At 59.8% G+C, this 16,464-nt stretch carries 15 protein-coding genes; 4 read left to right on the forward strand and 11 right to left on the reverse strand.

What is annotated here, in order from left to right:
* The first annotated feature begins 5 nt into the window (after positions 1-5).
* Entirely contained in the window at positions 6-995 is a 990-nt protein-coding gene (locus BLT65_RS07355) for a D-2-hydroxyacid dehydrogenase family protein (RefSeq protein ID WP_091776535.1), read from the forward strand.
* A gap of 201 nt (positions 996-1,196) precedes the next feature.
* Here BLT65_RS07355 and BLT65_RS07360 read toward each other — a convergent pair whose 3' ends face one another.
* From BLT65_RS07360 to BLT65_RS07370, 3 genes are read right to left on the reverse strand one after another with little or no spacing between them, the layout of a single operon-like run.
* Entirely contained in the window at positions 1,197-2,354 is a 1,158-nt protein-coding gene (locus BLT65_RS07360) for a CaiB/BaiF CoA transferase family protein (protein WP_091776537.1), read from the reverse strand.
* 25 nt (positions 2,355-2,379) lie between these two features.
* Positions 2,380-4,128, reverse strand: coding sequence for a hydantoinase B/oxoprolinase family protein (locus BLT65_RS07365; RefSeq protein WP_091776539.1), 1,749 nt, complete (start codon positions 4,126-4,128; stop codon positions 2,380-2,382).
* Positions 4,125-6,164 (reverse strand): hydantoinase/oxoprolinase family protein, encoded by a 2,040-nt coding sequence (locus tag BLT65_RS07370; protein WP_091776541.1) that lies wholly within the window; start codon positions 6,162-6,164, stop codon positions 4,125-4,127. Before BLT65_RS07370 ends, BLT65_RS07365 begins: the two co-directional genes overlap by 4 nt.
* A 317-nt stretch (positions 6,165-6,481) precedes the next feature.
* On the opposite strand from BLT65_RS07370, the gene BLT65_RS07375 reads away from it, so the two are divergent.
* Positions 6,482-7,417 carry a LysR family transcriptional regulator gene (locus BLT65_RS07375; RefSeq protein ID WP_042306453.1) on the forward strand — a complete coding sequence of 312 codons (936 nt, stop codon included), beginning with the start codon at positions 6,482-6,484 and terminating at the stop codon, positions 7,415-7,417.
* Between the two features lie 34 nt (positions 7,418-7,451).
* Here BLT65_RS07375 and BLT65_RS07380 read toward each other — a convergent pair whose 3' ends face one another.
* The 4 genes from BLT65_RS07380 to BLT65_RS07395 form a co-directional block, all read right to left on the reverse strand.
* The gene (locus BLT65_RS07380) at positions 7,452-8,351 is read right to left on the reverse strand and encodes an MBL fold metallo-hydrolase (protein ID WP_042306454.1); all 900 of its coding nucleotides are present in this window, start codon (positions 8,349-8,351) and stop codon (positions 7,452-7,454) included.
* A gap of 47 nt (positions 8,352-8,398) precedes the next feature.
* A complete protein-coding gene (locus BLT65_RS07385; protein ID WP_091776543.1) occupies positions 8,399-9,346 on the reverse strand; it encodes a hydroxymethylglutaryl-CoA lyase in 948 nt (315 codons plus the stop codon).
* 43 nt (positions 9,347-9,389) lie between these two features.
* Complete coding sequence (locus BLT65_RS07390) at positions 9,390-10,757, reverse strand: MFS transporter (protein WP_091776545.1); 1,368 nt, start codon at positions 10,755-10,757, stop codon at positions 9,390-9,392.
* 74 nt (positions 10,758-10,831) lie between these two features.
* A complete protein-coding gene (locus BLT65_RS07395) occupies positions 10,832-11,647 on the reverse strand; it encodes an enoyl-CoA hydratase/isomerase family protein (RefSeq protein WP_007585669.1) in 816 nt (271 codons plus the stop codon).
* Positions 11,648-12,645: 998 nt separating this feature from the next.
* Between BLT65_RS07395 and BLT65_RS07400 the strand changes: the two genes are divergently transcribed.
* Entirely contained in the window at positions 12,646-13,086 is a 441-nt protein-coding gene (locus BLT65_RS07400; protein WP_007748619.1) for an Hsp20/alpha crystallin family protein, read from the forward strand.
* A gap of 16 nt (positions 13,087-13,102) precedes the next feature.
* Positions 13,103-13,510, forward strand: coding sequence for an Hsp20/alpha crystallin family protein (locus BLT65_RS07405; protein ID WP_091776547.1), 408 nt, complete (start codon positions 13,103-13,105; stop codon positions 13,508-13,510).
* A 73-nt stretch (positions 13,511-13,583) separates the two neighbouring features.
* On the opposite strand, the gene BLT65_RS07410 is transcribed toward BLT65_RS07405, so the two are convergent.
* The 4 genes from BLT65_RS07410 to BLT65_RS07425 form a co-directional block, all read right to left on the reverse strand.
* On the reverse strand, positions 13,584-15,146 hold the full coding sequence (locus BLT65_RS07410; protein WP_091776549.1) for a tetratricopeptide repeat protein: 1,563 nt from the start codon (positions 15,144-15,146) through the stop codon (positions 13,584-13,586).
* Between the two features lie 126 nt (positions 15,147-15,272).
* Positions 15,273-15,602 carry a hypothetical protein gene (locus tag BLT65_RS07415; RefSeq protein WP_229514738.1) on the reverse strand — a complete coding sequence of 110 codons (330 nt, stop codon included), beginning with the start codon at positions 15,600-15,602 and terminating at the stop codon, positions 15,273-15,275.
* Between the two features lie 89 nt (positions 15,603-15,691).
* Complete coding sequence (locus BLT65_RS07420; protein WP_042306460.1) at positions 15,692-15,931, reverse strand: hypothetical protein; 240 nt, start codon at positions 15,929-15,931, stop codon at positions 15,692-15,694.
* Positions 15,932-15,983: 52 nt separating this feature from the next.
* Positions 15,984-16,352, reverse strand: a complete 369-nt coding sequence (locus tag BLT65_RS07425) for a nuclear transport factor 2 family protein (protein WP_007585679.1) — start codon at positions 16,350-16,352, stop codon at positions 15,984-15,986.
* Positions 16,353-16,464: the final 112 nt, after the last annotated feature.

The following is a 16,464-nucleotide window of genomic DNA, read 5'->3' on the forward strand; positions in this document are numbered from 1 at the left end:
AACTCATGCACAAAATCGCCATCCTCGACGACTTCCAGAACACCTCGATGAAGTTCGGAAACTGGGACAGCCTGCGCAAGCATGCCGACATCACCATCTTCACTGACCATATCGACAATGAGGATGCCCTGGTCGAACGGCTCCAACCGTACGACGTCCTGTGCGTGATGCGGGAACGAACCTGGTTCCCGAGAAGCGTCCTGTCGAGACTCAAGAACCTCAAAATGCTTGCAAGCACGGGCCCGTGGAACGCTGCCATTGACATCGAAGCCGCGGACGAACTGGGTATCACCGTCTGCGGGACGGCATCGTCGCTGACGGCAGCGGCTGAACACACGTGGGCACTCATTCTCGCGGCCGCGCGTCATATCCCCGCCGAGGTCAGTTCGTTCAGAAATGGTGGATGGCAAGTCTCCGTCGGCAGAGACCTGAGCGGCAAGACCATCGGTCTGCTTGGTTTAGGCTACTCCGGCAGCGTCACAGCACGCGTCGCACAGGCCTTTGGCATGAAGACAATCGCCTGGAGCCAGAACATGACGGCAGAATCCGCTGCCATGCATGGCGCTCAGTACGTATCAAAAGACGAATTGCTTGCGTCCAGTGACATCCTGTCGATCCACGTTCGCCTGTCCGAACGTACGAGAGGTCTGATCGGTGCTCGTGAACTCTCCCTGATGCAACCCCATGCCTTACTTGTGAACACAGCACGTGGACCGATCGTGGACGAGGACGCATTGATTGCGGCTTTGTCGCGCAAACAGATTGCTGGCGCCGCGCTGGACGTGTTTGATATCGAACCGCTTCCGGTCACCCACCCGTTCCGGACGATGGATAACGTCATTGCGACGGCACACCTCGGCTATGTCACCGAGGGTTCGTATGAGTTCTACTATGGCGAATCCGTTGAAAACATTCGCGCGTGGATTAAGGGCGAGCCGATTCGTACGTTGACTGCAGAGAGACGCGAAATCAGTTATCAGACCATTACTTCGTAGTCGCGCGCTCGGCTTTCGAATGATGCGGGCGGCGACCAGGTCGTCGCCCGGATGGAACCTCGCTGTAGTCGCTCACGTATCGATTCCCGTTGCCTATCCGGCATATCGTGCCCGACGCGATGTTTTGTCCGGGATGCGGCGTTGCACTCATGGTCGGTGGAGCGCAATCCGCCAGACACGACAACCAGCCGCCATGCGAGCTCAGGAGGTTTCTTGAAGTGCGTCAGTGAGCAGATGGTTATGCTCTCCGAGCTTCGGTGTGGACCCGATATCGGCAGGCCGCTTTCCGCCAAACGATATGGGAAGCCCCACAAACGTCGCCGCGCCGTCCTCAGTCTTCTGCAGGATATCCAACGCTTTCGTCTGCTCATGGACGACGACCTGGTCGACAGTCTGAATCGGTCCGCAGGGAATCCCCACCTTGTCGAGGCGCTCAAGCCAATGTGCAGCCGTGTTCTTGCCGAACTCGTGCTGCAGAATCGCAATGAGCTCCACACGATTGCTGACTCGCGCTCCATTGGTAGCAAAGCGGCTGTCGTCCGCCAACTCATTGACTGACAGAACCTCGCAGAGCCGACGAAAGAGCCGGTCGTTACCTGCTGCCACCATGATGGTCGAATCGGCGCACTCAAACGCCTGGTGCGGCACGATGGCTGCCGTGCCGGAACCCCACCGTCCCGGAAGCGCTCCACACGCAAGGTAGTCGGCAATCTGCATACCGCCCCACGAGAGCGCGGTTTCATAAAGCGACACCGAAACGACTTCACCAACGCCCGTGGTCTGCCTGCGGAACAGCGCAGATAGCACGCCAATCGCTGCCCACAGACCCGTGCCCATGTCGTTCACCGAGATGGGAATCCGGCTCAACGCCTCATCGGGTTGACCCATGAAACTCATCAGGCCGCTGAACGCCTGGGCGAGCGGGTCATATCCAGGCTTGTCGCGCAGCGGCCCGACCGTTCCGAAGGCGCCGAGATTGCAGTACACCAGCGACGGCTTGGCTTTCAACATCTGCTCGCCGCCAAGCCCGTACTTCTCGGTACCGCCTGCTTTCAGGTTCTGCAACACAACATCTGCGCGTCGCGCGATGAGGTCCCGCAACAGGTCCGCCTGCCGGAGGTCCGACAGCGACATTGCGATGCTCGATTTTCCGTGGTTCACCGCGTGAAAAAGTGCCGCAGCACCATCGATGAAAGGGGGACCCCAGTCTCTCGCATGGTCCCCGCCTTCCGCACTTTCAATCTTGATGACTTCCGCGCCAAGTGCCCGCAATATCATGCCGGCATAAGGCGCAGCGAGACTGTGTCCAATCTCGATAACGCAAACGCCATCGAGTGGAAGCTGCTTCGTCATTTCCATACTCCGTTTGTTTCCAGTCACCGGCTTACGTTGCCTCCGCGGCGACTTCAATCTGCTCCGACTGAATCAGTTCGCGGTCAAGCTGATAGAGGCGAACGGCTGCGTCCCGACTGATATAGCCGTCGGCGACGTCCGCCAGGACCAATGCGCGCTCGCGCTCCAGCGGCTCGCCAAATCCACCGCTACCTGCCGGCTGCACAACGACGCGGTCATTCCGATACACGACTGTCTGGCCACCTTTCGCGGGCACCACCATTTCGTGCCCGTCAGCTCGCTGCACCTTGCAAACGAACGCGCTGCCGGCGAGTCCGCCGAAATGGCCTTCCGGCGCCGTGTGCCCACGCTCTCCCGAAACCGTGAACGTGGCTTCGTCATATTCGACGCGGTACACACGGCGGGAAGTCAGGCCCCCGCGTTGCCGGCCAGCGCCACCCGTATCGGGTACGAGCGACCATTCTTCAACCAGCAACGGCGAAGTTCGTTCAATCATTTCAATCGACTGGCTGCCGGCATTGCCGACATAGACCCGGATGCCGCTCACCCCATCCCTGGCTGCTCGCGCGCCCATCCCGCCAGCATGCACGTCGTGCATCGTGACGAATTTTTCGCCAGTCTCCGCAACACGAGCCTGATTCGTATCGCGTCCGCTAAAGATGCCCGCGCACGCCGCGCAGTTGCTTTGTCCGAGAATGCGATTGGGAACTGCGGGCGCGAGGGCCTTCAGGAGAAGGTCGATGACCCGCGGCGATGTTTCGGTGTTGCCAGATACGACCGACGCCGGATATTCGCAATTGAGAACGCTGCCCTGCGGGGCAATGATGGTCACCGGCCGATAGCAACCCTGGTTGATCGGGATGCTAAGGTCCGTCAACGCTTTGACTGTGAACCAGGTGCTGTTGCAGGTGACGGAGAACGGACAGTTGATTCCGCCTCGCACCTGAGCGCCTGTGCCTGTGAAGTCGAACGTGATGTGGTCATCCTTCACGGTGACCTTGACCTTCAGCAGCGGGCGCTCGTGTTTCCAGCCCGGCGCCTCGATGGGGTCGAGATATTCCTCGGCCTCGTAGACGCCATCCGGAATCTTCGCAATCTCTGCGCGGATGAGCTTCTCCGAGTGGTCGAGACTCTGGCTCATCACGTCACGCAACGCGTTGGCGCCATACTTTGCAACCAGGTCCACGATGCGGCGATCACCCACGAAGGTGCCCGCATATTGCGCCTGAATGTCCAGGCGCAACTCATGCGCGTTTCGGCTATTGCGCGTCAGGATTTCCAGTACGTCACGCACCGGCTCGTCGTTCCGATAGAGAAGGACGGGGGGAATCCGGATGCCCTCGGCGAACACGTCCCACGTGGCGATTGCATAGCTGCCAGGTGACTGCCCACCGATGTCCGTCCAGTGCCCACGTGTCATCACGAAGGCAACGATTTCACCGTCAACGAAAACCGGGCGCGTGAACTGGACGTCCGGCTGGTGATTGCCGCCGCCGACGTAAGCGTCGTTGCTGACAATGACGTCGCCGGGCCGCAGGTTTTCGCGACCAATGGCCTCGACCGAGACACGGGTGGAAATGACTGCCGAGCCCAACATCGTGGGGATGTCGTTGCCTTGAGCAACGAGTTGCATGTCAGCGTCGAAGATAGCGGCAGATGAGTCGCCACTCGCGTGCATCAGCGGGCTTCCCGCTGTGCGCATCATGGCAATCTTCATTTCCCGCGCAACCGCAAACAGACTGCTACGGATGATTTCGTATGTAACGATGTCCATGTTCATGCCGCCAGTTCAATCACAAGGTTCAGGTCGTCGTCGACGCGCGCTGTGTGCGACGCCTTCAGGACCGCGCAGCTACTGTGCTCTTCGATAACAGCGGGTCCCTCAATCTGGGCGCCCACGGGAAGCCGGCTTCGAGCAAAGACCGGCAAGGCGCGAACATTGCCATCGATGTAGACGTCGCGTGTACGAATGGGAGCAACGGCCGCTTCGTCGTCCGAGTGCGCCACGCCGCCTCGCCAACCGCTCGTCGCGATGAGCTGCAAACGCAAATTCGCGACCACAATCGGCTTGTCCTTGCTGACAAAGTTCCAGAGCCGCTGATGTGCCGCTTCAAACTCGCTCGCCAGCGCAGCGCATGATGCGTCGTCGGATACCTCGACCGTGATGACATCTGGCTGACCGGCATATCGGCAATCCGCCAGCCGCACTGCGCGGGTCTGATTCGCCTCCACGCCGTGACGCTCCGCCTCGCTTCGACCGAGCGCGAGCAGTTCGTCGAACTCCGAATGCAACCTTTCATCGCCGAGCCTGGCAAGGTCGCATTCAACCGGACGTTGATAGTCATACTGCTGGTCGGCGACCATCATGCCGAACGCGCTGAAGAGCCCAGGCAATGGCGGAATCACCACGCGGCGGATCCCCATTTCGTGGGCAAGGTCGACTGCGTGGACGGGACCCGCGCCGCCGTAGCAAATGTACGAAAATTCACGCGGGTCGTAACCCCGCTCTACCGTCATGATGCGAATCGCCTGCGCCATCAACGCGTTCGCGACAGAGCGCACGGCCTGCGCCGCCTCGGGCACACTCATTCCCAAGGGCTTTGCGATAACCTCTTCGACGACTCGCCATGCCGCCTTCGCGTCCAGCTGGAATTCGCCACCCAGGAAATTGTCCGGGTCGATGTAGCCGAGCACGAGGTTGCAGTCCGTGACCGTTGGTCGCTTGCCACCACGGCCGTAACATGCCGGTCCCGGGTCAGCCGCGGCGCTTTCAGGGCCGATTCGAACGCCTCCGCCCGCGTCGATCCACACAATGGAGCCGCCACCCGCGCCCACGGAGTCGATGTCGATGCTGGGCGAACGCACGGTGTAGCTATGCAACAGGCTCTTGTTCCGGATCTCAGGTCGAAAATCCCGGATTAGCGAAACGTCAAACGTGGTGCCGCCCATGTCGCCGAGAATGGCGTTGCGCAAGTCGCCACGCTCGCAATTGCGGATTGCAGCGCTGACGCCACCTGCGGGGCCCGATTCCAGCAGCACGATCGGACGGTCCGCAACGCGTGCAGGGCTTGCAAGGCCACCGTTTGACTGCATGAAGAGAAACTTGCCGGCAAAGCCCAGTTGCGCAAGTGCATCGACCAGACGACCGATGTAGCGCCCACAGACCGGCCCGAGCATCGCGTTGATGACCGTCGAGCTGGTCCGCTCATACTCCATGGCTTCAGGATTGACCTCATGGGACGCACTCACGAACCTGTCGGGCAGCATTTCACGCAGCACCGCGACGGCAGCCTTCTCGTGCTCCGGATTGACGTGCGCGTGCAGCAAACACACCGCGACGGCTTCCACGTCGGACTCACGGATGCGTGCAGCAATCCCCGTCAGCTCTTCGTGCGAGAGCGGCGTCTCAACGCTTCCGTCAAAACGTAGACGCTCCGTCACCTCGAGCCGCCAACGGCGCTCCACTAGCGCCCTGGGGTTATCGAACAGCAGGTCATAGAGGTCAGCACGGTCATGGCGCGACGCGCGCCGTAGTTCAAGGATGTCGCGGAAGCCGCGAGTGGTGACCAGTGCAGTTTTGGCGCCCGTGCCCTCCACGACCATGTTCGTGGCCATCGTCGTACCGTGGCCAAGAAAGGCAATATCGGCACTTTTCGAGCCCGAGATTTCAAGAATTCTTCGGAAACCTTCGACCGTTCCTACGACCCGGTCTTGAGGCGTTGTAGGCACCTTGGTCGACCACACCGCACCCGTCGAGTCGTCCACCATCACAACGTCGGTGAAGGTGCCGCCGACGTCAATCCCTATCCGTTTCACGCTTGTTTGTCTCCGTTGACAGGTATGAGCCTTCTGGAAATGCCGGTCGGACGCTGATACGCGTAGCCCATCACAGCGCGGACGTAGATGCAGTCCACATGCAGCGAGGCAGAAATCGCGGTTACACTGCGCGGCAGTGATTCGTGCGAGTTATCACCCACCGCCAAACGCCTCGCGCCGTATCGTCAGGCGCCCTGCTTTGGCGGGCATTGCCGTCCGAATCGCGCATGCGTCCATCGACAAGTCCAGTGTACTGACGCCCCTTCCCATGCAGATAATGAAAGGTTTGAATCAGGTGAACGTCTGGGGTTATATCCGTGATAACCAGTAACGATGCGATTCTGCGGCGCCTTCGCGGGGCCCATATTGCGCTGCTCATCGCGCTCGACGACCACGGGTCGCTGCGCAAGGCAGCCCACCAGATTTCGCTGTCGCAGCCGGCGATAACCAAATCGCTGCAAGAGCTCGAAGCCATCTTCGGTGTCGAACTGTTTTCCCGTTCGCCTCGGGGGATTGTTCCCAACGACCTTGGCAGATGCGTCATCCGTCACGCCAGAACTCTTCGGGCGGACGTTGGAACGATGCGAGATGAACTGGCCGCAATCCTGCGAGGTGGCGGCGGCACCCTGGCGATTGGCGCCGTAATGGGCTCGCTGCCAGTATGGCTGGCGCCCACCGTGAAGGCGTTGCGTGAGGCCCAACCCGATACCTCGATCGAGGTCTGGGAAGACAACAGTGCGCGCCTGCTCGCCATGCTCGACCAGCGCTTGCTGGACCTCGTTATCGGGCGGCCCAGTGTCAGCGTCCACCCAGAAGCCTACGATTTCATCCCACTGGAGGTCGAAGAAATCTGCCTCGTCGTTGACGGCGCCGACCCGCTGGGTGACACAACCGAGGTAAAACTGGCGGACATCATCGGCAACCCATGGATCGTTCCGCAGGCAACGCTTCCGATGCGCTCGCTTTTCGAGCAGTTGCTGGATGACGAGGGCCTGAGCTTTCCACGCTACGCGATGGAGACGTCTTCAACCTTCGCCACGCTTGCTCTGCTTCAGACGGGAAGCGGCACGGTCGGCCTGATACCCCGCAAGGTTGCCGAGTATTTCGCTGCAGGTGGCCTGGTCAAGATACTGCCCTTCTACATCGAACGAAGAGGCGCTCCCTACGGCATCGCGACACGACGAGGCGCAACACTGACGCAGCCTGTTCAGAAGTTCATCGAACTTTGCCAGAGCCGCATCGCGGAAATGTGACCTTCGAGGCAAGTGTGCGCCTGCGCCGCGACCGCTATGCCTTATCGAAAGCGAAGCGGAACGCGTCGCCGTGACTCACTATCCGACCTGCCGTTGGCGACGGGAAGTGGGCCGTAAGAAGCTTTGTTGACGTGTCTGCGTACCGGCTCATCACGCCCAGGCGCGCCTCGTGAGCCAGCTTTGCGTCGAAATCTGCAGCGTTGGCAAGCGAAGGGTCAACAAACTGGATTGGGTGATGGATAACGTCACCCGTCATGACAGCATGCTCGCCATGCTCGTGCCCAATGTGGACGAGAACATGCCCCGCCGTGTGGCCCACTGCCGGGGACAGCCATACGTCCTTGCCGAGTTCGTGTTCGAAAGAGTGGTCCATTTCCACAAACGTCGCCTGACCGTGTTCGACGACAGGCAGGACGCTGTCAACAAACGAGCCCCGGTTGACGGGCATCTCCGGGTTCGATTGATGCAGCTTCAGCAGATGGTCGTACTCGACGCGCGAGAAGATATATTTCGCACGCGGGAAGGTCGGAACCCAACGGCCATCTTCGAGACGGGTGTTCCAGCCGACGTGGTCAGTATGCAGGTGCGTACACATGACGTAATCGATATCTTCCGGTCGGATGCCGATTGCGGCCAGATTCTCGATGTACGGAGTCTGCAGATTGCTCCATGAGGGCATCGACGGTCGCTGCTTGTGATTGCCGTTGCAGGTGTCCACGAGAATCGTGTGATGACGGGTCTTGACGACGTAACTGTGGAAGCTGAGATACAGCTTGAGTTCTGTCGGCTCAATGAGATGGGGGCCGAGCCAACTCCGCTGCTCTTTTACAAAGTCGAGGTCGACGGTAGGAAAGAGCCAATTCGGCTCAAATTCCAGACTATCAATCTCACTCACTTTGCGAATCTCGATATCGCCAATTTTCTGGACCTGCACTGCGCGCTCCTTCTTTCAATTCAAAAAATGGTGTTTGACGCAATGCACTAGGCCACCGCGGCCTCGCGTAAATCGAATGTCTTCGGCAAGCCTGCACGCGCAATCGCACCCGTGAACGGTTCGCCCGGTAACCAGCCTGCAATCGTCTCTCGTATTGCAAGCAGCGCATTGATATCAATGCCCGTATCGAGACCTTCGGATTCCAGCAGGAATACCGTATCTTCAGTGTTGATGTTCCCAGTTGCATTGGGTGCGAACGGACATCCACCAAGGCCGCCAAGTGACGAGTCAAAGCTGCGCACCCCTGCGTCGAGCGCGGCGACGACATTTGCAAGACCAAGGCCACGCGTGTCGTGGAAGTGGCAGGCAACCGGTACGTCTTTAGTGATGGCGAGAACCTGACGCATCAGCGCCCTGACCTGCCCAGGGTTTGCATAGCCCACCGTGTCGGCAATCGTGATTTCGTCGGCGCCAGCTTCCAGAAGTGTTTCGACGAGACCAAGTACCGTACTTTCCTCGACCCGGCCGGAGAGGGTGCAGCCGAATGCTGTCGCTACGCCGGCGCCGAGCGTAACGCTGTGCGGCGTAGTGCCGCCTGCATCACGTTCGACAACAATCCGTCGAAAATCTTCAGCAGACTCCGCGGTCGTTCGACGAACGTTTTTAAGGTTGTGCTCGTTACTGGCTGACAGCACGTAGTGTACTTTTCGCAAGCCAACTTCTAATGCTCGTTGTGCGCCTTTCAGATTGGGCACGAGTGCAGCGGCGTGAAGGTTTGGTATCTCCAGCGCGCCACGCGCGACTTCAGCTGCATCGGCAAATTGCGGCACGATCTTTGGAGGCACAAACGATGTCACCTCAATCTCAACCGACCCTGCATCCACCATCCGTCGGCACCACTCGAGCTTCTGCCCGGTCGACAGAATCGTCTGGACCATTTGCAGACCATCGCGCAGACCTACCTCGCGCACTTGCACCTTTTCACGCGTCGTCATTCCAGAATCTCCGTCGTAACCAGATGACCCGTCCGGGCACCTGTCAAAGCATTGCGTTTGCTGCCACCGAGTCATCCAGCTTGCCAGCGGCAAGTTCGGCGCCCGAGCTGGCTCCCGTCGTTTTGGGAGCGAGCACAATCGCGGCAAGCGCGCCAAGGACCATGAGCAAAGAGATCGCGCCAAGGCCTCCAACCATGCTGTTAGTCGCTGTCTTGATGGACCCGATGATCATCGGGCTAACGAAACCACCAAGCAGACCGATGCAGTTCACCAAAGCCACGCCACCTGCAGCGCCACTACCGCGGATGTAATCCGTCGAAATCGCCCAGATAAGCGGATTGGGAGCAAGAATCCCGGCCGTCGCAACGGATAAAGCAACGATGGACCACGCAAGGCTGCCGTGAATCAGGCCTGCCGCGAACAATCCAGTCGCTCCGATAATCATGGTGATGCCGCAGTGCCAGCGACGCTCCATTGTCCGGTCGGAGTTCCAGTTCATCCCAATGAGCGCAAGCCAGCTCACAAAGTACGGAATCGCCGAGTAGAGACCGATTTCCAGCGGACTGCTCAGCCCCGTGCTCTTGATAAGCGTGGGCAACCAGAAGCCGATTGCGAACACACCCGCAATCTGTGCAAACCAGACGAACCCCATCACATACACGCGTGGGTCAAGAAGTGCGCGCCCGAAAGTGTGTTCCGCATGCTTGTCGCTCACGCCAGAGCTCTTGTTGATGTCGGCGAGCACCTGTGCCTTTTCCTCGTCGCTCAGCCATTTCGCTTTCTCGGGACCGTCATCCAGGAAGAAGAAGGCTACGACGCCCAGAAAGCTTGCCGGCAGTCCTTGAACGACGAACATCCACTGCCAGCCGTGCAGCGCTCGAATACCTTCCATGTGGGTCATCAGCCAACCGGACATCGGTCCACCAAGCAAACCTGCGATACCTGTTGCACAGGTGAAGATTGCGATGGCCTTTGCGCGACGTTCCACGGGATACCAGCGCGTCAGGTAGAAAATGATGCCCGGATAGAGACCGGCCTCAGCAAGGCCGAGCAGGAAACGCACGGTGTAGAAATGCATCGGAAGCGTCACGAATGCCGTCGCTGCGGCCAGGATGCCCCACAGGACCATAATTCGCGAAAACGTGCGCTTCACGCCGATTTTTGTCAGCAGGAGGTTGCTCGGCACCTCCATCAGTACATAGCCGAGAAAGAAAATCCCTGCCCCGATGCTGTAAGTCAAGTCGCTGAAGCCAACGTCGTGCTTCATATCAAGCTGTGCGATGCCGACGTTCACGCGGTCGAGGAAAGCGAACACATAGCAAAGGAACAGGAAAGGAATCAGGCGTCTGGTGATTTTGCGGTACGTCTGCTCGGCTTGCGGGTTAGCTGCAGCGTCGATGGGCAAATTCATGCATGTCTCCTCCAGCCGTCGAGGCCGGTTAGCAGGCCGCCAGCATCGACTGACGGCTTCCCTTTGTTGTGCGACTAGCGACCCTTGAAGACGGGCTGTCGTTTTTCGTTATATGCGCTGATACCTTCCAGACGGTCTTGCGTCGGAATAAGCCGGTTGTATGCTTCGATTTCGATGTAAAGACCCGTGTTCAGGTCGCTCTGCATGCCAAGGTCAATTGCCTTCTTTGCTTGCGAGACCGAGAGCGGCGCGCTCGTGCAGATATCCCGGGCAGCTTCAATCGCGCGCGCCAGCACCTGGCCCGGCTCGTACAACTGGTTCACGACGCCCCAAGCCAGTGCTTCTTCCGCCGAAAACTTCGAACCGCGGAAAATCAGTTCTTTCGAGCGACGCGTACCAATCGTGCGCGGGAGTTGCTGGGTGCCACCGCCGCCCGGCATGATTCCGCGCTTCACTTCGGTAAATCCGAACACTGCATTCTTCGACGCGTACGCGAAATCACACGCCAGCAACAGTTCGAGCCCGCCTGCCACGGCTGACCCATTGACAGCACAGATAAGAGGAATCGGACAGTGGGTGATTGCGCGCACCATTCTTTCAAACAGATAGTGCTGCGTGCTGAACTGCTCATCCGTCATCCCTTCGCGCTGCTTCAGGTCGGCGCCGCCGCAGAAAGCCCGCTCGCCCGTTCCCGTGAGAATCGCGCAACGGTATTGCGTCGGGTCGACTTCCAGCGCCCCAAAGACTTTAATTAGCTCATGGCCCATCGGCGTACTGATTGCATTCGACACTTCTGGACGGTTCAACCGAATCACAAGAATCTGTCCGTCGATTTCTTCCAGCGCCAACGTGCTGATGGTGGCCGGGTCGAGGTGTTGAGCTATCTTCAATGTCACTCCTGAGGCAGGTCTATCAATGAATAACTGCGCCGGTCGAGCTTCTGCTACCAGCGGCTGTGTCACTTGTGCTTTCAGGCACGCTCAGCAATCAGGCCTTTAACATCAGCCGGATTTCGAAGGGGTCCAGTCGTTTGTGCCAGTGTGAGGAGATGTATTGCCGAATTCACTACCCCATTGGGTAATGGCATAGCGTACTGACACACGGTCGCATTGTGAGCGCATCACCAACCTCGAATCGCTTCCGCCCGGCATTCGTGATTCGCAGCGCTACCGATCCGAGGATTGCAAGACGTGCCATCACACTGACAATTTGAGTGTACTGATGCGACTTGCGTACGGGTAATGAAACCTTCCAATCACGTGAACGCGATAGGTTATATCGGTGATAACCAGTAGCGTCGACAGAGCGAGGTTTGGCGGACAGGCGACGTCGTATTGACGTTCGCTGCAGTACAGCATGGGCGCATTATTTTTCGCCTGGCATCTGCCCGGAACCCTTGTCGATTAAGCCTCAGCGTCGGGCCGGCGCTGACGAAGCGCCTGCACAAAGTGCGCGTGCCGCCGTCGAGAGATGCGCATCCTTACGCGTAAACACGACAAAGGTTGGTGAACGGGGCTTAAGTTCTACGGGAAGAATGTGCACCATCCGTTGGCGGGCAAATAGCTCCACCACACTTGACAGCCGAATCGCTCAGGAGAGTGAGGGCCGCACATGTCGACGAAGTCGAGATGGTGTTTTCGGGCATCGGAAACACAGGCCGCGCCCCGTGAACGCGCTTAACTGGGGTCGCCGCCAGCCCATTTCAAGGCCTCTTTTTTTGCAGAAATCGCACTTGAAAGTTTGCGCAGGCTTCCTATCTATCGACTCATCAGGGCAGCCGCTGCATCGACATGACGGCGCTGCATGTATCCATTCGTTCGTCGCGGCATGACAGGCAAACCGGCACACTCAGGCCGGCGCGCCTCGCCGCTCAGAGGAGAGAGCGACCATGAGTGACTTGTATTTTGGAACCGATGTGTTCAGCGAACTCGACCGCTTGCAGCGGCACATGTCGAGCGTGTTCAACGGCTTCCCTTCGAGCCTGCGTTCGAGCCGTGCGGGCACGTTCCCGAGCCTCAACATCGGCACGACCGACGAAGCAATCGAGATCGTCGCGTTCGCGCCCGGCATCGATCCGTCAAAGCTGGAACTGTCGATCGACAAGGGCCTGTTGACCATCGCAGGCGAGCGCACGGCGGCACGCCCGGCGCAGGAAGAAGGCGCGCGTGCCTATGCACAGGAGCGCTTCAACGGCGCGTTCCGCCGTGTCGTCGAACTGCCGCAGCAGGCCGATCCCGACAATGTGCAGGCGCGTTATGTGGACGGCTGTCTGGTGATCACGGTCGGCAAGCGCGAAGCGTCGAAGCCGCGCGCAATCACGGTTCAATAAGGGCGAGGAAAACATCATGAGCGACAACACTCAAGTGACCCAGCGCGACGAGAGCGCGGTGAGCCGCAACGGCGCGCGCCAGCAGGAACGCCGCGTGACCTTGACGCCGCCCGTCGATATCGTCGAGGACAGCAAGGCGGTGACGCTATTCGCGGATCTGCCCGGCGTGTCGAAGGACAAGCTCGACATTCGCGTCCACGACGGCAGCCTGACGATCGAAGGTGAATCCGTCGTCCCGGCTTCGTCGAATGTGCGGCTCTCGCACGCGGAAGTGCGGGCGCCCTTCTTCGCGCGGCGCTTTTCGATAAGCGACGACTTCGACACGTCGAAGATCGAAGCCAACTTGAAAGATGGCGTGCTGAAGCTCGTCATTCCGCGCCGCGAGCAGGCGCAGCCGCGGCGGATCGAAGTGAAACTCGGCTAAGCGCTTTATCGAAGTGAAAAAGGAGCACCTGTCAGTGCTCCTTTTTGTCTGCGCAAAACAAGGCTGCGTTGCGCTATGCCTGTAAATCCAGCGCGGCTCGCAAGTTCCCTATGACGTCGCTCCAGTCATTGCGGTTCGACTGACGGAACAGGCGCATTTGCGGATACCACGGACTGTCGTCGCGCTTCAGTTGCCAGCGCCAGTCGGGTGTGAACGGCAACGCGATCCATACGGGCTTGCCGAGCGCGCCGGCAACATGTGCAACGGCCGTATCGACGGTGATCACGAGATCGAGTTGCGCGACCAGCGCGGCCGTCTCGGCGAAAGTCGTCAGCCGGTCGGACACGTCACGCAACACGCCGCGCGCCACGCATTCATCGAGACACGCACGATCGCTGTCGCGCACGTCCTTTACCAGCGACACGAACTGCGCGTTCGCATCGAACAGCGGCGCGCACTGCGCGAGCGGAATCGATCGGTTGCGGTCGTTTAGATGCGTGCGGCTGCCCGACCATACGATGCCCACGCGCGGCCTTGCATCGCCTTGCGCGAATACGTCGGCCCATTGCGCGGCGAGTTGCGAATCTGCATGAATATAGGGGCTTGCAGCGCCCAGATCGGTTTCGCGTATCTTCAGCGCGAACACGAGACTGAGCATCGGAAGGTGGTAGTCGAACGCGGGCAGCGGCGCGGTTTCGCCGATCACATCGGCCGAGCCGGGATAGCCGCGCAACAGCGGCAATAACGCATCCTGAACCCGCACGACAACGCGCGCGCCCATCGCACTCAGACGCCCGACGAAACGGATGAACTGTACCGTGTCGCCGAAACCCTGCTCGCCATGCACGAGCACCGTCTTGCCGTCGAGCGGCTGCTTGCCTGTCCACAGCGTCGCGTCGGGCAAGCCGTGACTCATCGTGCCGTCGAGCCAGCGCCATTCGTATTCGCGCCAGCCATGTTCGAACTCGCCTAGCAGCAGATTGGTCTGCGCGCGGTTGGTGCGCGCGCCGGCATCATTCGCATCGATCGACACGGCCTTCTTGAACTGCTGCAACGCTTCGTCGAAACGATGCAGATCGCGCAACGCGACGCCCAGATTCACATACGCACGCACGAAATTGGGCTTCAACGCAATCGCCTGGCGATACGCCGCAAGTTCTTCGTCATACCGCTCCATCTGCCCAAGCAGCGTGCCGCGGTTGTAATGCACTTCGGCAGATTGCGGATAGCGCTGCGTCAGGCGCGCGAGACGTTGCAGCGCGCGTTCGTGCTCGCCCGTCGCGACGAGCGACATTGCCACGCCATGCAGCGATTCCGCGTGATCGGGATACGCGGCAAGCACGCGCTCGTAAAGCGCGATGGCGTCGCCATGACGCCCCGCGAGCTGACAGATATGCGCGGCGAAATGAAGCTGCTGCGGGGTTGTCGATGCGGGCTGCGCGGCGCGCATCGCATAGTCGGCTGCGCGCGTGTAGTCACCCTGCTTCGCCGCGACATAGCCGAGCGCTTCGAGTGTTTCGTGGTGGTCTGGATCGATCGACAGAATGCCGTGCAGCAGCGCTGCCGCTTCGTCGTATTGGCCGGCGGTGAACTTCTGCTGTGCGTCAGCGAGGCTTTGGGCGATATCGTGATTCATGATGCAGCGGTTCGGCGCAACACCGCGTCGCGCCCGAGGACGGAGGAACCGATTGTACGCGAGCCCCTCGCCTTGCCTTTGCTTTAGCGTCTTTCCGCTGCTGTCACGTCGGCCGGTTTCGCGTCATCAAACTGACACGCGGATCTTGTGGTCCTTCTGCATTTCCTCGAGCTGCTTCTGCGCTTCGAGTTCTTTCTTCATCATGTCGCGGACTTTCTGCATGACCTTTTCGCGCTCTTCGGGCGACATCTTCTTCAGGTCTTCTTCCGTGATGCCGAGCTTCGCGAGAATCATCTTCTCGATTCGCTCGCCCGTGGTGCCTTTCGTATAATCGGTCAGCTGATCGAGCAGTTCCTTGAAGCTCGGCTTGTTGCCCGCTTGCGTGCCGGCACTGCTGCCAACCGCGCTGTTCGTGCTGCCCGTGCCCATCGTTCCGATGTTGTTCGTCGTTTGCATGGTCTTGCGTTCCCCGAGGTCTTGTTGAAGTTCAAATCTGACATCTGCATTACGCTTGCGCAGCACTTTAGTCACGACGAACAACGGCGTCAACGGTTCTGATGTGACATATTCGGACACAAACACCATCTGAGCCAGCCGACCAGCGCGAGCAGCATGAGCCCCGCGCCGCCGAGTACCGGCTCACGCCACGCGACGAGCGCGATGAACGTGAATGCGCGGGCGCCCGCGAGCAGCGCGAATCCGGCGATGGCACCCGATGCCGCATCGATTGCGTCCTGCACGCGTGCATACGCGTCGGCGTTCAAGGTGACGGCGGGCTCATGCATGATCGTTCTCCTGTCTTGGTATGTGGGATGGCGGGTTATTGCTGGCTATGCGTCAGGCTGCGCCGGGCGCTTCGTCGAGAAAGCCAGTGACGGACTGCAACCGGCCGCCCGACTCGACGACGCCGAAGTCGGAGCCCTTCACGATCGAAGCGCCCGAGGGCGTCAGCAATTCCCACGAGAAGCGCAGGCGATCCGCGAAGCCGTCGACCTCGGTCGTGCGGCGAAACGTGTGGTGCGGAAAGCGTTCATGGACGGCGTGGATCATCGCGTCGATGCCGTCGTGCCCGTTGCCGGACAGAAGCGGATCGAGGTAAGCGGCATCGTTCGCCCAGGTCGCTGAAATCAGCTCGCGGCGGCGGCCGGTATCGGTTTCGTTCCAGGCGTCGAAGTAACGGTCGATCAGTGCGGTATGCGCGTTCATCATGGATTCCTTCAGTCGATGGAGGGTCGGGAAGTCCGCCGCGTGCTGCGTGTTTGCGGCGGCCTCGGACTGAAGATTCGTCGATGAACGTACGTGAGTCGATTACGCGGGA

It is taken from the genome of Paraburkholderia steynii, assembly GCF_900100565.1.
GTDB lineage: Bacteria > Pseudomonadota > Gammaproteobacteria > Burkholderiales > Burkholderiaceae > Paraburkholderia > Paraburkholderia terrae.

Bases quoted from the DNA above. Each gene is read 5' to 3' on its own strand.
- BLT65_RS07355 (WP_091776535.1), top strand. From the start codon at position 6: ATGCACAAAATCGCCATCCTCGACGACTTCCAGAACACCTCGATGAAG.
- BLT65_RS07360 (WP_091776537.1), bottom strand. From the start codon at position 2,354: ATGGAAATGACGAAGCAGCTTCCACTCGATGGCGTTTGCGTTATCGAG.
- BLT65_RS07365 (WP_091776539.1), bottom strand. From the start codon at position 4,128: ATGAACATGGACATCGTTACATACGAAATCATCCGTAGCAGTCTGTTT.
- BLT65_RS07385 (WP_091776543.1), bottom strand. From the start codon at position 9,346: ATGACGACGCGTGAAAAGGTGCAAGTGCGCGAGGTAGGTCTGCGCGAT.
- BLT65_RS07390 (WP_091776545.1), bottom strand. From the start codon at position 10,757: ATGAATTTGCCCATCGACGCTGCAGCTAACCCGCAAGCCGAGCAGACG.
- BLT65_RS07400 (WP_007748619.1), top strand. From the start codon at position 12,646: ATGAGTGACTTGTATTTTGGAACCGATGTGTTCAGCGAACTCGACCGC.
- BLT65_RS07405 (WP_091776547.1), top strand. From the start codon at position 13,103: ATGAGCGACAACACTCAAGTGACCCAGCGCGACGAGAGCGCGGTGAGC.
- BLT65_RS07410 (WP_091776549.1), bottom strand. From the start codon at position 15,146: ATGAATCACGATATCGCCCAAAGCCTCGCTGACGCACAGCAGAAGTTC.
- BLT65_RS07415 (WP_229514738.1), bottom strand. From the start codon at position 15,602: ATGCAAACGACGAACAACATCGGAACGATGGGCACGGGCAGCACGAAC.
- BLT65_RS07420 (WP_042306460.1), bottom strand. From the start codon at position 15,931: ATGCATGAGCCCGCCGTCACCTTGAACGCCGACGCGTATGCACGCGTG.
- BLT65_RS07425 (WP_007585679.1), bottom strand. From the start codon at position 16,352: ATGAACGCGCATACCGCACTGATCGACCGTTACTTCGACGCCTGGAAC.